15 protein-coding genes are annotated in these 18,422 nt (G+C 69.5%); 4 read left to right on the top strand and 11 right to left on the bottom strand.

The genetic code is table 11. The annotated features are described in order from the left end of the window. Positions 1 to 39 precede the first annotated feature (39 nt). Genes AB0E56_RS00400 through purM form a run of 3 tightly spaced genes read right to left on the bottom strand, consistent with a single transcriptional unit; the run spans position 40 to position 3,947 of the window. Entirely contained in the window at positions 40 to 1,356 is a 1,317-nt protein-coding gene (locus AB0E56_RS00400; RefSeq protein ID WP_359796138.1) for an MFS transporter, read from the bottom strand. Next, a complete protein-coding gene (gene purF, locus AB0E56_RS00405; RefSeq protein ID WP_359796139.1) occupies positions 1,353 to 2,825 on the bottom strand; it encodes an amidophosphoribosyltransferase in 1,473 nt (490 codons plus the stop codon). Before purF ends, AB0E56_RS00400 begins: the two co-directional genes overlap by 4 nt. A 6-nt stretch (positions 2,826 to 2,831) precedes the next feature. Further along, complete coding sequence (purM, locus tag AB0E56_RS00410) at positions 2,832 to 3,947, bottom strand: phosphoribosylformylglycinamidine cyclo-ligase (RefSeq protein ID WP_359796140.1); 1,116 nt, start codon at positions 3,945 to 3,947, stop codon at positions 2,832 to 2,834. 86 nt (positions 3,948 to 4,033) lie between these two features. Between purM and AB0E56_RS00415 the strand changes: the two genes are divergently transcribed. Further along, a complete protein-coding gene (locus tag AB0E56_RS00415; protein WP_359796141.1) occupies positions 4,034 to 4,639 on the top strand; it encodes a zinc-binding alcohol dehydrogenase in 606 nt (201 codons plus the stop codon). 125 nt (positions 4,640 to 4,764) lie between these two features. Here AB0E56_RS00415 and AB0E56_RS00420 read toward each other — a convergent pair whose 3' ends face one another. After that, positions 4,765 to 5,073 (bottom strand): potassium transporter Trk, encoded by a 309-nt coding sequence (locus AB0E56_RS00420; RefSeq protein WP_183151776.1) that lies wholly within the window; start codon positions 5,071 to 5,073, stop codon positions 4,765 to 4,767. Positions 5,074 to 5,266: 193 nt separating this feature from the next. Beyond that, positions 5,267 to 9,145, bottom strand: a complete 3,879-nt coding sequence (locus AB0E56_RS00425; protein WP_359796142.1) for an HtaA domain-containing protein — start codon at positions 9,143 to 9,145, stop codon at positions 5,267 to 5,269. Between the two features lie 162 nt (positions 9,146 to 9,307). On the opposite strand from AB0E56_RS00425, the gene AB0E56_RS00430 reads away from it, so the two are divergent. From AB0E56_RS00430 to AB0E56_RS00440, 3 genes are read left to right on the top strand one after another with little or no spacing between them, the layout of a single operon-like run. Continuing rightward, on the top strand, positions 9,308 to 10,414 hold the full coding sequence (locus tag AB0E56_RS00430) for an ABC transporter substrate-binding protein (protein ID WP_359796143.1): 1,107 nt from the start codon (positions 9,308 to 9,310) through the stop codon (positions 10,412 to 10,414). Next, the gene (locus tag AB0E56_RS00435) at positions 10,411 to 11,484 is read left to right on the top strand and encodes an iron ABC transporter permease (protein ID WP_359796144.1); all 1,074 of its coding nucleotides are present in this window, start codon (positions 10,411 to 10,413) and stop codon (positions 11,482 to 11,484) included. Before AB0E56_RS00430 ends, AB0E56_RS00435 begins: the two co-directional genes overlap by 4 nt. Beyond that, positions 11,475 to 12,254 (top strand): heme ABC transporter ATP-binding protein, encoded by a 780-nt coding sequence (locus tag AB0E56_RS00440; protein ID WP_359796145.1) that lies wholly within the window; start codon positions 11,475 to 11,477, stop codon positions 12,252 to 12,254. Before AB0E56_RS00435 ends, AB0E56_RS00440 begins: the two co-directional genes overlap by 10 nt. A 25-nt stretch (positions 12,255 to 12,279) precedes the next feature. Here AB0E56_RS00440 and AB0E56_RS00445 read toward each other — a convergent pair whose 3' ends face one another. From AB0E56_RS00445 to AB0E56_RS00470, 6 genes are read right to left on the bottom strand one after another with little or no spacing between them, the layout of a single operon-like run. Next, the gene (locus AB0E56_RS00445; protein ID WP_183151750.1) at positions 12,280 to 13,176 is read right to left on the bottom strand and encodes a carbohydrate ABC transporter permease; all 897 of its coding nucleotides are present in this window, start codon (positions 13,174 to 13,176) and stop codon (positions 12,280 to 12,282) included. A gap of 10 nt (positions 13,177 to 13,186) precedes the next feature. After that, positions 13,187 to 14,137 (bottom strand): sugar ABC transporter permease, encoded by a 951-nt coding sequence (locus tag AB0E56_RS00450; RefSeq protein ID WP_359796146.1) that lies wholly within the window; start codon positions 14,135 to 14,137, stop codon positions 13,187 to 13,189. Between the two features lie 2 nt (positions 14,138 to 14,139). Beyond that, a complete protein-coding gene (locus tag AB0E56_RS00455; protein ID WP_359796147.1) occupies positions 14,140 to 15,045 on the bottom strand; it encodes a phosphodiesterase in 906 nt (301 codons plus the stop codon). 26 nt (positions 15,046 to 15,071) lie between these two features. Beyond that, positions 15,072 to 15,824: a tyrosine-protein phosphatase gene (locus AB0E56_RS00460; RefSeq protein ID WP_359796148.1), complete on the bottom strand. Its 753-nt coding sequence runs from the start codon at positions 15,822 to 15,824 to the stop codon at positions 15,072 to 15,074. Further along, complete coding sequence (locus AB0E56_RS00465; RefSeq protein WP_359796149.1) at positions 15,821 to 17,170, bottom strand: extracellular solute-binding protein; 1,350 nt, start codon at positions 17,168 to 17,170, stop codon at positions 15,821 to 15,823. Before AB0E56_RS00465 ends, AB0E56_RS00460 begins: the two co-directional genes overlap by 4 nt. Before the next feature lie 28 nt (positions 17,171 to 17,198). Further along, a complete protein-coding gene (locus tag AB0E56_RS00470; protein ID WP_359796150.1) occupies positions 17,199 to 18,344 on the bottom strand; it encodes an ABC transporter ATP-binding protein in 1,146 nt (381 codons plus the stop codon). Positions 18,345 to 18,422 lie beyond the last annotated feature (78 nt).

Raw genomic sequence — 18,422 nt, forward strand, 5'->3', positions numbered from 1 at the left:
GCGAGACCCCGGCGTCGCGGCGATCGTCGTGCCCCCGGGTTACCAGCGGCCGTGGCGGCGCTCCCACTCGTCTTCGACGGTGCGTCGGCGACCTGCCACGATGCCCGCGGGGATCGACGCGACGAGCACCCCGATCACCACGAGAAGCGGCACCTGCCAGCCGTCGGTCGTCTCGTGGAGGAGCCCCACCAGCAGCGGGAAGATCGCGGCGACTCCGTACCCGATGCTCTGGACGAATCCACTCAATGCGACGGCGCTCTCGGGCGTGCGGGCGCGGATGCTGAGCAGCACGAGGCTCAGCGGGAACATGATGGCGGTGAGCCCGAACACCGCGACCCACAACGCCAGCGCCACGGTCGGCACCAGCAGCAGGCCGAGCAGGCCGACGAGTCCCGCGCCCACGGCGACGAAGAACAGCGGCCGCGTGGCCTGGAAGCGCACGACGAGCACAGGCACCAGCATCGAGCACGGCAGACCGACCAGCGCGAACAGCGACAACAGGAAGCCGGCCGTCGCCGGGGTGACGCCGCCGATGTCGATGAGCATCGTCGGAAGCCAGGCGAATGCGACGTACGCCATGGTCGACGAGGTGCCGAACACGAATGCGAGCGACCAGGCCAGCGGGAGGCGCCGCAGTCGACCGAACACCCGGGCGCTGGCCGGCTGCGTCGTGATCGGCCCCGTCGCCGCGGCGACCGCGTCGCGCAGGTCGTCCACACCATCGGTCGGATCCGGCATCAGCAGCTCGGTGGTCACGGGCTGCGCGGCAGGCGCGGTGCGCGAGCGCACCAGCAGCGTCACCCACGGCACGAGAGCGAGCGCGGCGACCACGCCCCACATCCCCAGCGACACCCGCCACCCGAGCGAATCCGCGACGGGCACGGCGACCAGAGGCGGCAGGAAGGTGGAGAAGGCGAGCGTCGACGAGTAGACCGTCATCATGACGCCGAGGCGGTCGGCGAAGTACTTCTTCACCAGCGGAGGCAGGAGCACGTTGCCCGATCCGACGCCCGCGAACACCAGGGCGGTCGCGCCGAGGAGCGTCCAGGATTCCGGCGCGCATGCCCGCAGGAGCATCCCGGCCGTCATCAGGACGATCGCGGCCACGGCCATCCGCTCCAGACCGAAGCGGCGCTCGAACAGCGGGGTGAGCAGACCGAAGATCGCGAAGCACACGGGCGGAGCGGCGCCGATCAGACCGACCGCGACCGGGGAGACCGGGAACTCGGCCGCGATGTGGTCGATCACGGGTGAGAGCGAGGCGACCGCCGATCGCAGCGAGAACGCCACCAGGACGATCCCCACGAGTGCGAGAGCCCGACCCTGCCACAGCGGTCGCGCGCTCGGCATCGTCATGAGGTCTGTGACCCCTCCACCCAGGCCAGGTACTCATCGGTGACGGTGCCGGTGACGTAGCGGCCGTCGAAGCAGCTCATGTCGAGGTCTTCCAGGACGGATCCCTCGGTGATCGCGGCCTTGAGATCGTCGACCTCCTGATACACGAGGTGGTCGCAGCCCAGCTCCTCCGCGATCTCGGGGATCGTCCGGCCGTGCGCGATGAGCTCGTGGCGCGACGGCATGTTGATCCCGTAGACATGCGGATGCCGCACGGGAGGAGCCGCGGAGGCGAAGGTCACCGAGGCGGCGCCGGCATCCCGCGCCATCTGGATGATCTCCTTGGAGGTCGTCCCCCGCACGATGGAGTCGTCGATCAGGAGCACGTTCTTGCCCTGGAACTCGGTCGACATCGCGTTGAGCTTCTGGCGCACGCTCTTCTTGCGCACCGCCTGCCCCGGCATGATGAAGGTCCGACCGACGTAGCGGTTCTTGTAGAAGCCCTCGCGGTACTCGATTCCGAGCTTGCGGGCGACCTCCATCGCCGCGGGGCGCGACGAGTCGGGAATGGGCATGACCACGTCGATCTTGTCCATCGGCACATGCTTCGCGATCGTGTCGGCGAGCTTGTCCCCCATGCGCAGACGCGACTCGTACACCGAGATGCCGTTCATCACGGAGTCGGGACGGGCGAGGTAGACGTACTCGAACGCGCACGGAGCCAGGTGCGTCTCGGCCGCACACTGCTTGGTGAACAGCTCACCGTCGTTCGTGATGAAGACGGCCTCGCCGGGCTCGACCTCGCGGACGACTTCGTAGTCGCCGTTCTCGAGCACGAGCGACTCGCTCGCGACGACCCACTCGTCGCGGCCTTCCGCACCGGGGACCGTGGAGGGACGGCGACCGAGGATCAGGGGGCGGATGCCGAACGGGTCACGGAACGCGAGCAGACCGTAGCCGGCGATCACGGCGATCACGGCGTAGGCGCCCTCGATGCGCTCGTGCGTGCGGGCCACTGCCTCGAAGATGCGCTCGGGGTCGAGGTCGACGGTCGAGGTGGTGTTCTGCAGCTCGCCGGCGAGCACGTTCAACAGCAGCTCGGTGTCGCTCGAGGAGTTGAGGTGACGGCGGTCGCGCTTGGCCATGTCGGCCGTGAGCTCACGCGTGTTGGTGAGGTTGCCGTTGTGGATGAGGATGATGCCGTAGGGCGCGTTCACGTAGAACGGCTGCATCTCCTCTTCGTTCGACGCCGTGCCCTTGGTCGCGTAGCGCACGTGACCGAGGCCGACGTTGCCGAGCAGCGCGCGCATGTCCCTGGTGCGGAACGCCTCACGGACCATGCCCTGCGCCTTGGCGTTGTGCATCACGCCGTTCGCCTCGGCGGTCGCGATGCCCGTCGCATCCTGGCCGCGGTGCTGCAGCAGCAGGAGTGCGTCGTAGATGTCCTGATTGACCGGGGCAGAGCCCACCATTCCGACGATGCCGCACATGGGCTCTTACTTCGCTCCGTCCGCGTAGGCGCCGACCAGGCGCACCGCTCCACCGTCGACGCCCTTGGCGCCCTGTTCGAATTCACCGGTCGGGCGCTGGCCGAAGCCGACGGTCCCGACCTGCCACGAGGGCATGCCCTCCGCGTTCAGCGCCGCGATCGCGGCATCCTTCTTCTCGGCGGCGACCACCGCGAGGAAGCCGATTCCGAGGTTCCAGGTGCCCTCGGCCGATTCCAACGTGGAGCCGGCGATATCGCTCAGCACGCGGAACACGGGACTCGGCGACCAGCTGCTGCGGTCGACCTCCGCCCAGCTGCCTTGGGGAAGCACACGCGCGAGGTTCGCCGCGATACCTCCTCCGGTGACATGGCTGAGTGCGTGGACACCGCCACCGAGCTGCTCGATCAGACGGAGCAGCGGGAGCGTGTACAGCCGAGTCGGCTCGAGCAGGGCCTCACCCCAGGTGGTGCCGAAGTCCGCGGCGTTGTCGCCGTAGGAGATGCCGGCACCGGTGATGATGTGACGCACGAGGGAGTAGCCGTTGGAGTGCAGGCCGCTGGATGCCACGGCGATCACGGCGTCGCCGTCGCGCACGCGCTCCGCGCCGAGGATGGCATCCGCCTCGACCACACCGGTCGCCGCCCCGGCCACGTCATAGTCGCGCGGACCGAGAAGCCCGGGGTGTTCGGCCGTCTCGCCCCCGACGAGCGCCGTGCCGGTGGCGGCACACGCCTCGGCGATGCCGCGGACGATGTCGGCGATGCGCTGCGGGAAGACCTTGCCGCAGGCGATGTAGTCGGTCATGAAGAGCGGCTTCGCCCCCACCACGACGATGTCGTCGACGACCATGCCGACCAGGTCCTGGCCGATCGTGTCGTGCTTGTCGATCGCCTGCGCGATCGCGACCTTCGTGCCGACGCCGTCGGTGCTGGTCGCGAGCAGCGGGCGACGGAAGTCGCGCAACGCGCTGGCATCGAACAGTCCGGCGAATCCGCCGACACCGCCGAGCACTTCGGGGCCGTGCGTCGCGCGCACGGACGACTTCATCAACTCGACGGCGAGATCACCGGCAGCGGTGTCGACGCCGGCTTCGGAATAGGGGTTGGTGGGGGAGGCAGCCACCCCTCCAGCCTACCGCCCGTGGACGACTCGACTCTCCGCGAAGACGGACCTCCGATCCGGGGCTCATCCCCGCCTACGATGGGGCCATGGCCGACAAGCCGCAGTGGCTCATCCGCGAAGACGCGAGCGTACCCGTGCTCCTCGCGCTCGCGCTGCGGCAGCGGCTGGGGATCCGCGCCCCCGAAGACCTTCCCGCCCTCCGCGACCTCGCCGTGCGTGCACCGGATGCCGAAGACGCCTCCCCCGCGGTCGAGGCCCAGTGGCGCGAGTACTGGGACATGACGGTCGAGCCCCGAGCACACCCGTCAGAGGTGCCGCTCGAGCTCGTCGAGGGGTTCGACACCCTGGTCGCGCTTCCCGCCACCGGGGCGGAAGAGCTCACCGCCGCGATCGCCCCTCAAGCAGGATCGGCTCTTCTCTACGCGCGCGCCGCCCATGACCGGTACGTGAGCTCGATGAAGAGTCACACCGGCGGCGATGCCTATCGTGCGTATGCGAGTGCGATCGCCGAGTTCGAGCGCGAGGTCGGACGCCGTGCCCATTCGTTCGAGTTGAACGTGCAGGTGCTGCCGTTCACGCAGCGCGGGATCTGGTGGATCGGCTCCCTCACGGTCGCCGTGACCGACGGTTTGCGGCGCGACGTGGTGGCCTTCGACGCCGCGATCCGCCCGGTGATCGCCGAGCTGGCGTAGCTCCGCGCGCCGCCCGCGCGCCGGGAAGCGCCGAGTGCACGGGAAGTTCACGGGTGCACGGGAAGTTCGCGCGACGAAGCCGTGCACTCGACACGAAGCCGTGCACTCGGCGAGGCGGGGCGGGGTCAGTCGGTGACGGTCTCGCGGTCGACCTGCACCACGCGGTCGTGGCGGCGGGCGATGCGCTCCATCACGAGGCCGGCCACACCACCGAGGGCGATGCCGATCGGCACGGTCCACAGCAGCAGGAACCCGAAGACCTGACCGGGAGGGTAGACGACGTCGAGGGCCTGCGACTCGTCGAAGCTGCCGGTCCAGGTGAGGATGCCCGCGGCGATGATGCCGAGGACCACTCCGATGCCCATGAGCACGCCGTACCGCGGCACACGGCGCACGGTCGCTTCGACGGTCTGGTGGGAATCGGTGGGGGCCATGCCTCCATTGTCCCACCGTCCGGGGATGCCGTACACCTGTCGGGTGGAAGCCCGGATGCCGGGAGGCATGCGGCGGGTCCTCCCGACATCCGTCCATGCGTCCGACAGGTGCACCGCACGAAGGAGGGTGCGCCGGAGTGCGCACGACGGCCCTCCCCGCATCCGCCCCGGGAGGGCCACCGTGCCGCCGGGCTCAGACCTCGGTCGTCGTCTCGGCGGTCTCGGCCTTGCGGTTGCGACGGGCGATCAGGACCCCTCCGGTCGCCGCCAGCGCCACGACCACGAGGCCGCCCACGATCCACGGCCACACCGGCGCCCCCTCGGGCGCGGCAGGCTCGGTCGCCGTGGTCACCGCCGCCGTGGCGTCGGAGTCGACCTCGACCTCCTCCTCCGCCGCGACACCGCACTCCGTGTCCACCGGGATCATGGCCGTGACCGGGTCGAGTGACTCTCCCGCGGCATAGGTGCCGAACGCAGCGGCACCCGCCTCGGTCAACGTCGAAGGGACCGCGTCGAGCGACAGCACCCCGTCGACGACCGCGGTGTCCCCGAGGGCGAACTCCGCGAGACGGACGCCCTTCTGGTCGACGCTCTCGCCGCCCTGCGTGGTGCCGGTCACGTCGAAGACGAGGTACCCCTTGTCTCCGGCGAGCTCGAGCCGTGCGTTGGCGAGCGTCGTGTTCAGTGCGCCGTCGTGGCCCGTGAACGTGATGCCGCCGCCGTAGGTGACCGCGCCGGTCATGGTCGCGTCATCGAAGGAGCCGGTGCCGCCCGCCCACACATAGTCGGGGTACTGGTACTCGACGTCGGTCAGCGTCCAGCCGCCCTTCGCGATGCCCTCGATGTACGTGCGGAACGACTCCTTGTACCCCCACTTGAGGGTCGCGCCCTCGACCGTGCACGCCCCGATCACGGTCTGTGCACGAGCGAGCGTGAACGCCAGACCACGATCGACCGAGCCCTGCATCGTGAGCGTGTGCGCGCCGTCCTCGAGGCTGGCAGGCAGGGTGCCCGACCAGGTGGCGATGCCTGCGGCATCCGCGCTCACCGTGTCGAGGAGAACGGGCGTCGAGTACACGACCACCTTGATGCCCTCTTCGTTCGGCTGGAATCCGGACGCCGTGATGGTCGCCGGCTTCCCCGACTCGAGAGCCGCGAGGTTCTCCTCGTCGACGACGATCCCGTCCGACGACGGTGGCGTGGCGGGCAGGGTGGTCTTCGCCTTCACGGCGGCCGCAGCCACGGTGCCCGTCGTCCCGGAGGGCGCCGCCGCGACGGAGCCGATCGTGAACGTGACCGGGTTGAGCTCGGTCGAGTACCCGGAGAGGATCCGATCCCGCCCTGCTGCCGTGAGCGAGGCGGGGGCCGCCGTGTAGGTCACTGCGCCGCCTGCCGCGATGCGCGCCGCCCGCGACAAGTCGAGCGTCGCGAAGGCCACCTGCGCGCCGCCGCTCGTCACGTACAGCGTCGCCGCGCTGGACGAGGTGATGCGGATCTGCGGGTTCGACACGGTGACGTCGAGCACTCCGTGGTGCCCGGTGAAGCGCACCGATCCGCGGTAGTTGACGCTGCCGAGTCCGCTGTTCGGATCGAAGTCGCCGCCCACGGTCTGGCCGAACTGGAACTGCCCACCCGAGCGCGTCGCGCCGTCCGAGACCGTGACCGCGCCCTGAGCGATACCGCTCGTGACGTAGTCGACGAACGTCGAAGAGATCGCCCAGCGGAGGGAACCGCCCGGAACGCTCGCCGGCGGAGTCGTCGGCTTTGTGGGCGTCGTGGGCTTCTCGGGCTCCTTCACGTCGAGCAGAGCATCCCACTGCGCCGGCGTGATCGTCACGGTCGAGCGCGCGTAGATCGTGTCGGCGGTGGGCATGGTGTGCTGCTTCCACACGATCACCTCGTACGACTTCGTGCGGTCGAGGTTCTTCGCCGCGGTCGTGAGGTCGACCGCGAGCGTGCCGAACGTGATGCCGGTGGCGTACTTCATGTCGAGGAAGCCGCCCCCCGCGGTGACATCCGCCTCGGTGCCCTCCTCGATCAGCGCGACGTACGCGCCCGTGATCGCGCCGAGGTCGGTCGCCGCCGCGGTCACGGTCAGGCCGTCCTTCGCCGTGGCCGTCTTCACGGTCGTGGTGAGCGCGGCGCCGACGCCGTAGTTCAGGGCGACGCTCTGCTCCTGGTCGGCGTTGGTCACGCCACCGGCGCCGTACGTGTACACACCGTAGGAGCCCGGCGTGGCCGCGGTGTCCTTCAGCGTCAGAGTCGCCTCGAACGTGCCGTCTTCGGCGATGTCGACCCACTGCGCACGGATCGCGCCCTGATACTGCGCCGGCACCTGATCCAGCACGCCCTCCGCGAGCGCCCACGCCTGCGCGCCGACCGAACGGGACGACGAGGTCGCTCCCGCCGAGGGCTGCCACACCGACGCGAAGTTGCCGAACACCACATAGGTGCCCTGCGGAAGATCCTTCGGGATCGGAACCCCGCGACCTCCGACGTTCGCCTCCGGGTCATACCCCGACCCCTTCACGACGACCTTGTCGCCCGCCCTGAGCGCCGTCGTCCCCGCAGGAGTCACGCCATCGGCGAGGAACACCGCGATCGCCGGCGAGAACGACGGGGGCGTGAGCGCATCCCAGTCCGCGTCGCTGATCACGACCGCGCTGCGGGCATAGATCGTGTCGGCGTTCGGCATCGTGTGCTGCTTCCACACGATCACCTCGTACGACTTCGTGCGGTCGAGCTTGTCGGCCGCGGCGGTGAGGTCGACCGTGAACGCGCCACCCTCGATCCCGCGCACGTACTGCATCGCGAGGAATCCGCCGCCCGCGGTGACCTCAGCCTCGGTTCCGGCCTCGATGAGCGCGGCGTAGGCGCCGGTCGCCGAGCCGAAGTCCGCACCCGTCACGGTCGCAGTGATGCCGGCCGGGGCGGCCGACAGCGCCGAGGCGACGGTGATCTTCGGTGCGGCCGTGTAGTCGAGCGCGACGCTCTTCTCCTGGGCGGCGTTGGACACTCCTCCCGCCCCGTACGTGTAGACGCCGTAGGAGCCGGGGGTCGCCGCCGTGTCCTTCAGGGTCAGGGTCGCGCGGAAGGTGCCGTCAGCGGCGATATCGACCCACTGCGCGCGGATGGCGCCCTGATACTGCGCCGGAACCTGGTTCAGGACTCCTTCGGAGAGCGCCCAGACCTGTGCTCCGACCGAACGGGTCGACGACGCTGCGCCGGCGGACGGCTGCCACGCCGAGGCGAAGTTGCCGAACACCACATACGTGCCCTGGGGCAGATCCTTCGGGATCGGGACGCCACGGCCTCCGACGTTGGCCGCGGGGTCATAGCCCGAGCCCTTCACGACGATCTCGTCGCCGGCCTCGAGGGCCGTGCCCGTCGCGGGCGTCGTGCCGTCGGCCAGGAAGACCTCGATCGCCGGGGAGAACGGCGTCTCGCCGGGGTCCGTGCCGGGGTCCGTACCCGGGTCGGTACCGGGGTCCGTACCGGGGTCGGTACCGGGATCGGTACCCGGGTCCGTACCGGGATCGGTACCCGGGTCCGTACCGGGATCGGTGCCGGGATCCGTGCCAGGGTCCGTCCCGGGCTCCGTGGGCACAGGACCGAACACGGCGTCCCACTGCGCAGCCGAGACGGCGACGTCCCCACGGCCGTAGATCGTGGTCTCGTTCGGGTTGGAATGCTTCTGCCACACGAGCACCTCGTACGACTTCGTGCGATCCAGGGACCCGGCCGGAGCGTCGAGGGTGAACGTGCTCGCTCCGCCGGCGACCGTCGGCATCACGAATGCGGCGTATCCCCCGCTGCCGCTGAGACCGCTCTCGGTCCCCTTCACGATCAGCGCCGCGTATGCGCCCTCGACCTCGGGAAGACCGGCGGCCTGCACCTGCACACTGATGCCGGAAGAGCCGGCTGACGCGATCGTGGCTGTGACCGAAGCCCCGGCGGCGTGAGCGGGCGGGACGATCACCGCACCGGCGGCGACCAGCAGGAACGAGACGAAGGCGGCGAGCAGCACGCGTATGCGGGTGCTCCCTGAGGATGCTGTGGCTGTGGCGTTCACGATTCTCCACGGCTCCGGGCACGCAGAAGAGCACGCGCGCCGGCGGTGCCGCAATGCAGTCGGGCGAGGGTAGGGTTTGGTTAGGCTTGGCTAAGCAGGCCGCCAACCCTGAGCGTAGAGGCGCGGACCACCACGCGTCAAGTTTTAGGATAGCCTTGCCTAATGCGCCGCGTACTTGCCGTCTTCCTCGCTGCCGCTGTCGCCGTCGGACTCACCGCGTGCGCCGAGCCGGGAGCGAACGCCGCGCCTCCCGCCGTCGCGGCGGACACCTGCCCGCAGGCGACCACGCCCCTCGCGTCGCTCGATCTGGTCGACGACGTCCGGGGACACGAGGGTCCCTCCACCGCGTGCCTCTCGAGCCATGCGATCGCGCCGGTCGACGATGACACCCCTCCGGCACTGCCCGTGTCGGTGAGCGACAGCGAGGGCCACGAGGTCGAGATCACCGCCGTCGACCGCATCCTCCCCATCGACATCTCGGGCACGATCGCGTCGACCGTGTTCGCCCTCGGGCTCGGCGACCGTGTCGTCGGTCGCGACTCCTCCACGACCTTCGCCGGTACCGAAGACCTGCCGGTCGTCACCAAGACCGGGCACACCCTCAATCCCGAGGCGATCCTCGAGCTGACGCCGACCGTGGTGCTCACCGACACCACGATCGGACCCAAGGAGGTGCGCCAACAGCTGCGGGACGCGGGCATCGCGGTCGTCGTGATCTCCAGCGACCGACGCCTCGACACCACGGACGAGCTGGTGACCGAGATCGCGGCCGCCCTCGGCGTGCCGACCCGCGGAGAAGCGCTCATCGACCGCCTGGACACCGCGGTCGAGGAGACGCTGGCCGAGATCGCGGAGGTCGTGCCCGCCGACGAGGCCGACCGTGCACGGATGCTCTTCCTCTACGTGCGCGGCAGCGCCAACGTGTACTACATCTTCGGAGAGGACTCCGGGGCGGACTCCCTGATCGATGCGGTCGGCGGGGTCGACGTCGCCGCCGAGATCGGCTGGGACGGCATGAAGCCGATGACCGCGGAAGCACTGGTCGCCGCGCAGCCGGACGTGCTCGTGATGATGACCGATGGGCTCGAATCCGTCGGGGGCATCGACGGTCTCATCGAGCGGGTCCCCGCCGTCGCCGAGACGCCGGCCGGGGCGAACCGCCGCGTGATCGACATGGCAGACAGCGAGATCCTCAGCTTCGGACCGCGCACCGCCGACGTGATCGGCGCCCTGGCCCGCGCCCTCTACGCCCCCGAGCCCACGACGTGACCGGGGAGGTCATCACTCCGACGCCCACGAAGCACCGCGGCGCCCGGTTCGCTCTCGTGACGGGAGGGCTGGTCCTCGCGCTCGTGATCACCGGCGTCGTCTCGATCACCAGCGGACAGTACGACCTCTCCCCCACGGCGCTCGTCGGTGTCCTCCTGCGCGGCATCGGGGTAGACACCGCCTGGGCACCGGACGCCTCCACCGACTACGGCGTGATCTTCAACCTGCGGATGCCGCGGATCGTGCTCGGGCTCCTCGTCGGCGCCGCTCTCGCCGTCTCGGGCGTGCTCATGCAGGCGATCTTCGGCAACCCGCTCGCCGATGCGGGCGTCGTGGGCGTGTCGTCCGGCGCGGCCCTCGGCGCCGCGGCGAGCATCACGTTCGGACTCGCGACCTTCGGGATGTGGACGACCCCCGCCTTCGCCTTCCTCGGCGGGTTGATCGCGGTGTTCTCGGTGTATTTCATCAGCCGCTCGGGCGGCCGCACCGAGGTCGTGACCCTGCTCCTCACAGGCATCGCGATCAACGCGATCGCCGGCGCGGGAATGGCGTTCTTCACCTTCCTCGGCACCACGTCGACCCGTGAGCAGATCGTGTTCTGGCAGCTCGGATCGCTCAACGGCGCCCTGTGGTCGAACATCCAGCTGGTCGCGCCGCTCGTCATGATCGGTGTCGTGGTCGCCCTCATCGTCGCCCCCGGCCTCGACCTCTTCGCCCTCGGCGAGCGCACCGCCCGTCATCTCGGGCTCAACGTCGAGCTGTTGCGGATGGTCGTCATCGTGACGGTCGCGCTGCTGGTGTGCGCGGCGGTGGCGTTCGCCGGGATCATCGGCTTCGCCGGCCTCGTGGTCCCGCACCTGATGCGCATGATGATCGGCCCCGCCCACCTTCCGCTCGTGATCGCCTCCGCCCTGGGCGGCGCACTGCTCATCGCCGTGGCAGACCTCGTCGCACGCACCGCCGTTCCGCTCGCCGACCTGCCGATCGGCATGATCACCTCGCTCGTGGGGGGTCCGTTCTTCCTCTGGCTGCTCGTGCGCACCCGCCGCCGCTCGGGAGGATGGGCGTGACCGTCCGGCTCCGGGGGACGGGGCTCACGGTGCGGGTCGGCGAGGGGCGGACGATCCTCGACGACGCGTCGATCGAGATCCACGCGGGCGAGGTCCACGCGCTGGTCGGCCCGAACGGCGCAGGCAAGTCCACGCTGTTCGGGGTGCTCGCCGGCGACGTCACCGCACACGCCGGAACGGTCGTCCTCGACGAGCGGCCGATCGACCGCGTGAAGCCGCGCCTTCTCGCGCAACAGCGCGCTGTGCTCCTGCAGGAGAACACCGTCACGTTCCCGTTCACGGCCGAGCAGGTCGTGCGCATGGGCCGGACGCCCTGGGCCCGCACTCCGGCCGCGGAGGACGACGACGTGCTGGTGGCATCGGCGATGGCGCAGACCGAGGTCACGCCGCTCGAGGCTCGCGCGGTCCCCTCCCTCTCCGGCGGCGAGCGGGCGCGTGTCGCCCTGGCCCGCGTGATCGCCCAGAGCACCGACATCCTGCTGCTCGACGAACCGACAGCGGCACTCGACCTCAAGCACCACGAAGACGTCATGCGGCTGATCCGTGGGCAAGCGGAGGCCGGGGTCGCGGTGGCCATCGTGCTGCACGACCTCAACGCCGCGCTCGCCCACGCCGACCGGGTCACCCTGCTCGCCGACGGGCGCGTGGCGGCGACGGGCACGGCGGCAGAGGTGCTCACGGCCGCGCGGATCGAGCAGGTCTACGGTCAGGCGGTCGACGTGTTCCCCCACCCGGCGACCGGAGTACCGCTGGTGGTCGCCCGCCGCTGACGACGGGCGACCGACGGGCGACTTCCTACTTCAGACCCGAGCGCACGAACGCGTCGACCACATACCGCTGCAGGAAGATGTAGATCAGCAGCACCGGGATGCAGGCGAGTCCGGCCGCGGCCATCGTCGCGCCCCAGTTGTCGCCCTCCGCCGTCAGGAAGCTGCGCACGCCGACCTGGATCAGGGCGTCGCCCTGCCGCATGATGAGCGATGGCCACAGGTACTCGTTCCAGGCCGAGATGAACGCCATGATGCCGAGCGCCGCGAGAGCCGGCTTCATGTTGGGGATGACGACCGCCCACAGCGTCGCCCAGCTCGACCGACCGTCCAGCTGCGACGCCTCGAGCAGTTCCCGGGGGAAGGCCCGCATGTGCTGCACCATGAGGAGCACGGCGAAGGCGCCGGCCAGCTGCGGCACCACGACGCCGCCGATCGTGCCGAGGAGTCCGAGCTGCGAGACCAGCACGTAGTTCGGGATCATCGTCACCTGGAAGGGCACGAGCCACGAGCCGATGAAGAGGAACATCAGCACCTTCTTGCCGGCGAAGTCCCACACGGCGAAACCGTAGGCCGCGAGCACCGCGATGAGCAGCTGCGCGACCGCGAGCACGAGCGACATCCCGAACGTGTTCAGCAGCATGCCGCCGATCGGGATCGTGTCCCACACGTAGGCGAAGTTCTCGAAGCTCAACGGCCACGGCAGGAGCGTCTGGTCGAGCGCGTTCTCGGGGGCACGCAGCGCGGTCGCGAACATCCAGTACACCGGGAAGATGCTGAAGAGCGCGAGGAGCACCAGGATGACGTGACCGACGATCACGCCGCCGCGGCGACGGGACCCGACGGCGAGATCCTCGGTCGTGGACTGCACACGGTTGGCGCCGCCCGCGAGGGATGCCGGTGGTGCGACGGTGACGAATGCCATGTCAGACCTCTCAGTTGTCGTAGAAGCTCAGGCGATCCTGCAGCTCGAGGAAGAGCAGCGCGATCAGGCCGAAGCCGAGGAAGAAGATCACTCCGGCTGCCGACGAGATGCCGGCGTCGAAGTTCTGGAACCCGAACTGGTACAGCAGGTAGTAGATGTTGGTCGTCGAGTTCGACGGCCCGCCCTGCGTGAGCAGATCGATGATGGGGTAGGTCCACTGCGCGGCCAGCAGGATCGTCATGAGCGCCAGGAAGACGATCGTCGGGCTCAGCAGCGGCATCGTGATCTTGCGGGTGATCCGCGCGAACCCGGCGCCATCGAGCGACGCGGCCTGGGCATAGTCGGGGCTGATCCCCGCGAAGCCCGCCGCCACCACGAGCACGCCGAAGCCGAGCATCTGCCAGCCCACGATCACGATGACCGCCCAGATGGCGATCGACGGATCACGGAACACGTTCGGCATGTCGATGCCGAGGTGCGCGAGGACCGTGGGGAGGGCCCCCTGCTCGGCGAACAGCCAGCGCCACACCGCGCTGGTCGCGACCGGCGTGATGAGGAACGGCACGAAGATCAGCGCCTGGTAGATCGTGCGCGCCCTGCCCTGCACCTGCCGCGACACCAGGGCGATGACGATCGGCAGCACCAGTGAGAAGACCAGGAATGCGGCGATGTAGACGACCGTGTTGACGATCGCGGTCTGCAGCTCCGGGAGCTGGACGACCTCGGTGTAGTTGTCGATCCCGACGAAGGTCTTCGGGCTCGTCGGCAGCAGGTTCCAGTCGTAGAAGGACAGCGAGAACGTCTGCACCAGAGGGCTGTAGGTCCACATCACCAGGAAGAACACCCCCGGCAGGATGTACAGGTACGGTACGAGGGCCCCTGGGCGGATGCGGCGCCGCGTGCGCGGGGCCGCATCCACCTCCTCTGTCGGGGTCTCGGGGACGCTGACGGCGACGAACACGATCAGCTCTGCATCGACGCGGATGCCGCTGCGAGACGCTCTTCGGCGCTCATCTTCATGAACCCCTCGAGCATCTCCGTCGTCATCTCGTACACGGTCGGGTACTGCCCGATCGGGACGGTGGAATGCAGCACCCGGTCGCCGTAGACGTGCACGAGGTTGTACGACTGCGCGCCGTCCTGTCCGCGCGCCGCCGGATACACCACGTTGAGGTCCTGCGTGTAGCAGGTGGCCGATGCCACCGACACCGGGACGCCGGCGAAGGTGCTGTGCGTCGAGTAGTGCAGGTGACCGCCGAGCACGCCGCGTACGTCCGTTCCGCGGATCACCTCGGCGAGACGCTCCTGGTTCTTGAGCTCGACGAGGGCGATGAGTCCGAGCGGGCTCGGCACCGGCGGGTGGTGCAGGGCGATCAGCGTCCCATCAGGCGCCGGCACGGCGAGGACGTCGGACAGCCACGCCAGCTGCTCCTCGGTGATCTCCCCGTGATGGTGCCCCGGGACGGTCGAGTCCAGCGCGATGATGCGCAGGCCGTTGATGTCGAACACCCGGTCGACCGGCTCGCTCTCGTCAGCGGTCTCGTCGAGGAGGCTCTGGCGGAACGCGACGCGCTCGTCGTGGTTGCCCATCACCCAGATCACCTGCGCATCCAGGCGCTCGGCGGCGGGCTCGACCAGCTCACGCAGCCGGCGATAGGCGTCAGGGCGCCCCGTGTCGGCGAGGTCGCCCGTGAACACGATCGCCTCGGGGCGGGTGTTCGACTTGGCGAAGCCGTCGAACAGCTCCGCCAGGTTCTTGTCGGAGTCGATGCGGTCGTGCAGCAGGTCGCCGTCGCCGACGAAGTGCGTGTCGGACACGTGCAGGATGAAGTGCTCGGGGGCGGGGAACTGCCCGTCGAAATCGTTCATGGTTGGTCCTTTCCAGGGGTTTCGTGTCACTGGACCAGGACCGCGGCGAGGCGGTCGAGATCCGGGTCGGACAGGCCGTTCGCGCCGAGGTAGCTGCGTACGGAGCCGTGTTCCTTCTCGATGCGGGCGAGCAGCACGTCGAGCACCTCGGCCGGGCTCGCCGTGACGAGTTCGACGATCTCCGGGGTGAGCTCGCCGCCGCTCGCGCGGAATCCCGCGAGCATCCGCTCCGCCCATTCGCCGCGTAGGTTGTCGGCGGTCTGTGCGTAGTCGGCCACGACCTCGTCGCGATCGACACCGGCCGCACTGAGCGCGAAGGCGATCACGAGCCCGGTCCGGTCCTTCCCGGCGGTGCAGTGCACGAGCACGGCCTCGTCGTCGTCGGCCGCGGCGATCACCCGCACGGCATCCGCCAGCTGGGCGCCGCGCCGGTCGACCATGTGGTCGTAGATCGGCGCGAGCCCGAGACGCATGTCGGCCTGGGAGGCGGGCGCCGCGTCATCGAACACCGGCAGGTGGTGGACCTGCACCGCGACCCCGTCGAGAGCGCTGGGCGCGGTGCGCAGCTCGTCGGCGCCCCGGAGGTCTATCACGTGCGCGATGCCCAGCTCGGCGATCAGCGACCGGCCTGACGCGTCCAGCAGGTGCAGTGCGTCGGAACGGAAGAGCTTGCCCCAGCGGGAGGTTCCTCCGGCGGCGCGGTACCCGCCGGTGTCGCGCAGGTTGTAGACGCCGGGTGTCGAGTGGCGACGGACGGGGGTTCCTTCGGCGATGCTCATTCGATCAGTCCCTGTGCGCGCTTCGCGGCGTCCTGCATCGACGTGTCGACATCGGCGCCGTAGAAGATCGACTCCTCGATCGCGGTGGCGAGCACGGTGTCGACCTGTGCGTAGCTGTCTCCCGGGTAGGAGACCCAGGGCTCGAGGGCGTCGAGCTGCTCGAGGTTGGGCTTGACGAGGGGGTTCGCCTCGACCCACTCGTAGAGCGGGCCGCCCTCTTCGGTCATGGTGTTGCGCAGCGGCAGGTAGCCGATCTCGGTCGAGATGATCTCGTAGGCGTGCTCGCTGGTCATCCACTGGATGAGCTCCCAAGCCGCCGCCTGCTTCTTCGGGTCGGTCGAGAACATCGCCAGGAACGATCCGGAGTTGGTCGGCACGACGGCGGAGTCACCGAACGCGGGCAGGGTGCGGGCGTCGAGCGTCCAGCCGCCGGATGCGGCGCCGCCCATGAACGCGGCCTGGAGGGCCGAGGTGTTCACGTGGATCGCGGTCTTGCCCTGGGCGAAGGCCTCGTACATCGACACCGAATCCTGGTTGGCGAGGACCCCGGCGTCGAACATGTCGCGGAAGGTCTGCACGGTGTCGACTGCGGCATCGGAGCCGAACTCGATCGTCGAGCGGTCGTCGCTGAGCACCTGGGCCCCGTCCGACAGGAACAGGCCCTGCATGCACCAGCTGCCGCCCGTCACGGTGCAGGTGACGCTGACGGACGGCTGACCGGTCGCCGCGGTGATCTTCTCACCCGCGGCCTGGACCGCATCCCACGTCGACAGATCCGCCGTCTCGGGGTCGAGTCCGGCCTGCGCGAAGAGGTCCTCGTTGATCCAGAGCACCGGGGTCGAGAACACGTACGGGATCCCATAGGTCGCGCCGTCCCAGTCCGCCAGCGCGCGCGCCCGCTCGTGGTACGGGTAGTCTCCGCCGAATTCCTCGTCGAGTCCTTCTTCGCCGACGACGGTGCTGAGGTTCTGCGCGCCGAGTGTGGTGGCTGCGAAGTCCAGCTCGTTGAACGTGAGCTGGGCCACGTCGGGTGCTCCCCCGGCGAGGACCTGCTGCTGCACGCTGCCTGCCGTGGACGCCGAGCTCGAGGGCTGCGCCTTGACCGTGATGTTCGGGTGTTCGGCCATGAACTCGTCGATCAGGTTCGTGATCGTGTCCGACCAGATGCCGGCGTTGGAAAGGTTGTACGACTCGAAGGTGATGGTCACCTCGTCGTCGGCGGACAGGGTCGCCATGCTCCCTGCGGCGTTCTCCGTGGAGGCGGCCGACGTGGCGCAGCCGGCGAGGGCGGCGACCGTGAGGGCGGCGAAGCCTGCGAAGGCGGCGCGGCGGATGCGAATGTTCATCATTTCTCTCTCTGGGGTGCGTGGAGGGTCAGGGGACGAGGATGCGTTCGGCGGAGGGAGTGCGGTCGGCGCTGTCGACCGCGTCGGGGACCCACTCCAGGCGGCGACCGGTGGAGCGGTCGAACAGGTGGACGTGCTCGGAGGCGACGTGCAGTGTCAGCTCGTCGCCACCTGCGACCCGCACGTCGCGCGAGGTGCGCATGTGGACGCGGCCGGCGCCGGTGAGGCAGGTGAGGATCTGCTCGCCGCCGAGGTTCTCGACGATGTCGACCGTGACGGCGACGCTCACTCCCGGTGCCGCCGCGCTCGCCGCGTCGACGATCTGCAGGTGCTCCGGACGGAATCCGAGGACGACGTCGAGCGCGGTGCTGTCGCCCGCCCACAGGTCGCCCGCCACACCCTCGGCGCTCACCGTGATGCGCCCGGCGTCCGCCGTCACGCGTGCGTCGAGCAGGTTCATCGCCGGGCTGCCGAGGAAGCCGGCGACGAAGACCGACTCCGGACGGTCGTAGACCTGCTCCGGCGTGCCGTACTGCTCGACGCGTCCGGCATTCAGCACCGCGATCTTCGTCGCCATCGTCATCGCCTCGACCTGGTCGTGGGTGACGTAGACGAAGGTCGCACCCAGACGACGGTGCAGGGCCGTGAGCTCCTGCCGGGTCTGGGTGCGCAGCTTCGCGTCGAGGTTCGACAGCGGCTCGTCCATGAGGAAGGCCTTCGGGTTGCGCACGAGCGCGCGCCCCACCGCGACGCGCTGCCGCTGCCCGCCGGAGAGTTCCTTCGGCTTGCGGTCGAGGTACTGATCGATCTCGAGCGACACAGCGACCTCGCGCACCCGGCGCTCGACCTCGTCCTTGGCGAGCTTCTGCACCCTCAGCGGGAACGCCAGGTTCTTGCGGACGCTGAGATGCGGGTAGAGCGCGTAGCTCTGGAAGACCATCGCGAGGTCGCGCTTCTTCGACGCGAGCTCGGTGATGTCGTCGCCGTCGAGCAGGATCCGCCCCCCGGTCGGCTCGAGGAGCCCGGCGATCATGCGCAGGAGCGTGGTCTTGCCGCATCCGGACGGGCCGAGGAGGACGAGGAAATCGCCGTCGTCGACGGTGAGCGTGATGTCGCGGACCGCTGCGGTGCTCTTGAAGCTGCGGCCGATCCCGCGGAGCTGGATGGTGCCCATGGGTCGCCTCCTGCAAGCGACCTAACGCGCGGGACCCTCCCGTGGAATTCGCTTACATAGCGAGTCTGGGCAGTGAAA

This window comes from Microbacterium sp. NPDC028030 (assembly GCF_040637855.1).
In the GTDB taxonomy this organism is placed as follows: Bacteria; Actinomycetota; Actinomycetes; order Actinomycetales; family Microbacteriaceae; genus Microbacterium.

Excerpts from the sequence above, each read along its gene's own strand:
- AB0E56_RS00455 (WP_359796147.1), bottom strand. The coding sequence starts at position 15,045 with ATGAACGATTTCGACGGGCAGTTCCCCGCCCCCGAGCACTTCATCCTG.
- AB0E56_RS00400 (WP_359796138.1), bottom strand. The coding sequence starts at position 1,356 with ATGACGATGCCGAGCGCGCGACCGCTGTGGCAGGGTCGGGCTCTCGCA.
- purF (WP_359796139.1), bottom strand. The coding sequence starts at position 2,825 with ATGTGCGGCATCGTCGGAATGGTGGGCTCTGCCCCGGTCAATCAGGAC.
- AB0E56_RS00460 (WP_359796148.1), bottom strand. The coding sequence starts at position 15,824 with ATGAGCATCGCCGAAGGAACCCCCGTCCGTCGCCACTCGACACCCGGC.
- AB0E56_RS00445 (WP_183151750.1), bottom strand. The coding sequence starts at position 13,176 with ATGGCATTCGTCACCGTCGCACCACCGGCATCCCTCGCGGGCGGCGCC.
- AB0E56_RS00415 (WP_359796141.1), top strand. The coding sequence starts at position 4,034 with ATGGCCGACAAGCCGCAGTGGCTCATCCGCGAAGACGCGAGCGTACCC.
- AB0E56_RS00470 (WP_359796150.1), bottom strand. The coding sequence starts at position 18,344 with ATGGGCACCATCCAGCTCCGCGGGATCGGCCGCAGCTTCAAGAGCACC.
- AB0E56_RS00420 (WP_183151776.1), bottom strand. The coding sequence starts at position 5,073 with ATGGCCCCCACCGATTCCCACCAGACCGTCGAAGCGACCGTGCGCCGT.
- AB0E56_RS00440 (WP_359796145.1), top strand. The coding sequence starts at position 11,475 with ATGGGCGTGACCGTCCGGCTCCGGGGGACGGGGCTCACGGTGCGGGTC.
- AB0E56_RS00430 (WP_359796143.1), top strand. The coding sequence starts at position 9,308 with ATGCGCCGCGTACTTGCCGTCTTCCTCGCTGCCGCTGTCGCCGTCGGA.
- AB0E56_RS00465 (WP_359796149.1), bottom strand. The coding sequence starts at position 17,170 with ATGAACATTCGCATCCGCCGCGCCGCCTTCGCAGGCTTCGCCGCCCTC.